Source organism: Streptomyces sp. T39 (assembly GCF_008042045.1).
Classification (GTDB): Bacteria; Actinomycetota; Actinomycetes; order Streptomycetales; family Streptomycetaceae; genus Streptomyces.
In genome coordinates this window covers 1-2,447 of sequence record NZ_RDBP01000188.1, presented here as the reverse complement: position 1 = coordinate 2,447, position 2,447 = coordinate 1, and the positions used below count along the sequence as shown (strand labels likewise).

The 2,447-nt window shown below is 79.0% G+C and carries 2 protein-coding genes; one reads left to right on the top strand and one right to left on the bottom strand.

Annotated features, from left to right (window positions below; translation table 11 throughout):
• On the bottom strand, nt 1–616 hold a 616-nt coding region (locus EAO77_RS40820; RefSeq protein ID WP_261994322.1), incomplete at its 3' end, for a helix-turn-helix domain-containing protein.
• Nucleotides 617–732: 116 nt separating this feature from the next.
• On the opposite strand from EAO77_RS40820, the gene EAO77_RS36725 reads away from it, so the two are divergent.
• The coding region (locus tag EAO77_RS36725) for a DUF6350 family protein (RefSeq protein ID WP_187283585.1) at nt 733–2,447 on the top strand (1,715 nt) is incomplete at its 3' end.

The window sequence follows — 2,447 nt, the reverse complement described above, 5'->3', positions numbered from 1 at the left end:
GGCCGCGCCCCCGGTACGACGGCGGCCGGGCCCCTCGCGCCGGACGAGACCGGGCGGCCCACCGGACCACGCGGACGCGACACCACCGCTCCGCCCCACGGCGACGACGCCGGGCCGCTGCGGGGGCGGCCGCAACCGGCCCGGCGTCGTCGCCGTGGGGCGGAGCGGTGGTGTCGCGTCCGCGTGGTCCGGTGGGCCGCCCGGTCTCGTCCGGCGCGAGGGGCCCGGCCGCCGTCGTACCGGGGGCGCGGCCGACCGTGTCCGTTCCCCGGGCCGCGGCGGCCGCGCGCGGGACCAAGTCGCCGCCGGGCCCGGCCCCGTCGCCCGGCCCGGGGGCCGGGGCCGTCGTGGCGGGGGAGCCTCCCGGCACGGCCGCCGCTGCCGGTGATCCGGCGAGGTCCGCCTCGTGGACGGCGAGCACCTTCGCGTACATCTCGCGCTTGCGTCCCCGGGGGCTGGTGCGGCCGGTCTCCCAGGACCTGATGGTCGCCTTGGTGACGCCGACCACGGCGGCCACCTGAGCCTCCGTCAGGGAGCGGGCCTCGCGGAGCCTGCGGCGTTCCTTGGGCGGCGGCAAGGGCGACCCGGGCGCGGACGGTGCGGTGCTCTGAGTCATCTGAGGCTCCATGCAGCGCTCTAGCAGGCAGATAATTAGACAAACGTATTTTGTGCGACACAACGGTCATTCGCCCGTTACGCGGACCAAGCGCGTGTCGTTGGCAGCATGGCCGCGTGACCCAGACGACCGACCACAGCCTCGCGGTCCCCGAACACCGGGCCGCCGTTCAGGGAAGCGCGTCCGGAGCCGTCGTGGGCGCCTTCGTGCGGGGTGCGACGGCCGCCGGTCTCGGACTCGGCGCGATCACGGTGCTCGTGATGGTGCTGTGGATCAGCTCTCCCTACCCGGACAGCGGCTCCGGGGGCGCGCTGCGCGTCGCGGCCGCGACCTGGCTGCTCGCCCACGGCGCCGAACTCGTCCGCGCGGACACGGTTTCCGGCGTCACCGCCCCGATGGGCGTCGTCCCGCTGCTGCTCACCGTGCTGCCCGTGTGGCTCGCGCACCGGGCGGCGCGTGAGGCGCTGGAGCGGACCGACGCGCACGCCGAGGAGCGGCCCGCGCCGTCCGTCTCGGCCGTGCTCGCCGCGACGACCAGCGGATACATGCTGGTCGCGGCACCGGTGGTGCTCTACGCGGCGGGCGGTCCGTTCGCCGCGCTGCCGGTGAGCGCGATGGTGCACCTGCCGCTCGTGGCGTTCGGGGCGGCGGCCTTCGGCGCGTGGAGCGCGCACGGCCGGCCGTTCGGGCCGCTGCCCGGCGGGCTCCCCCGGGGGCTGCGGGTGGCCCTCGCGCGCACCCGGGCGGCGGTGGCGCTGCGCTCCGCGGCCGGCGCGACCTGCGTCCTGCTCGGCGGCGGCGCGGTGCTGGCCCTCTCCTCCCTCGCGTGGCACGGCACCGCGGCGCAGGCGTCGCTGGTCGGCCTCGCGGACGACTGGTCGGGCCGGCTCGCCGTGGTGCTGCTGGCCGTCGCGCTGCTGCCGAACGCGGCGGTGTGGGGCGCGGCCTACGGGCTGGGGCCGGGATTCGCGCTCGGCACGGGGGCGACGGCGACTCCGTTCGCACTGACCGGGAAGCCGGCGCTCCCGGACTTCCCGTTGCTCGCCGCGCTGCCGGGCCGCGGTCCGGGCGAGGCCGTGCACTGGGCCGGGGCGGCGGTCCCGGTGGCGGCCGCCCTGCTGATCGCCTGGCGTACGGCGGGCGCGGCGGCCCCGGCGTACGGCGAACGGGACGACGCCTGGTCGCGCGGCGGGACGGCGCTGACCGCGCTCCTCGGTGCGGCGGGCTGTGCCGTGTTCACCGCCGTGTCGGCCGCGGCGGCGGGCGGCGCCCTGGGCGTGGGGAGGCTGGCCGAGTTCGGCCCGGTGTGGTGGCAGGCGGGGGCCGCCGCGCTCGTCTGGACGGCGGCGCTCGCCGTCCCGCTCGCGCTGGGGATCCGGGCCTGGAGGGTGCGGGTGCCGCGGAGCGAGCGCGTGGGGCGCGGGGGCGGCGGGGACGACCGCTCCGGTGCGGACGCCGACGCGCGCCAGGACGCCCCCGGGGCTGCGGAGGCCGGGCCCGGCGGTGCGGTGGCCGCGGGGGCCACGCTCGACGTGTTCGACCTGGAGGACGACTTCGAGCTGTACGACGTCCTGCCCGCGGAGAACTGGACCGCCCGTACGGCCCCGTCCCGCGCCGCGGCGCCCGCCGCGCACGCCCTGCCCGTGTCCACCGGCGACGACGGCGGCCCCCGCCTGCCACCACACCGGGCCGAACTCGGCCAGCCTCCCCACGCCCAGGGCGCCGCCCGCCGCCGCGGCCGACACGGCGGTGAACACGGCACAGCCCGCCGCACCGAGGAGCGCGGTCAGCGCCGTCCCGCGGTCAGCGCCGTCCCGCCGCGCGACCAGGC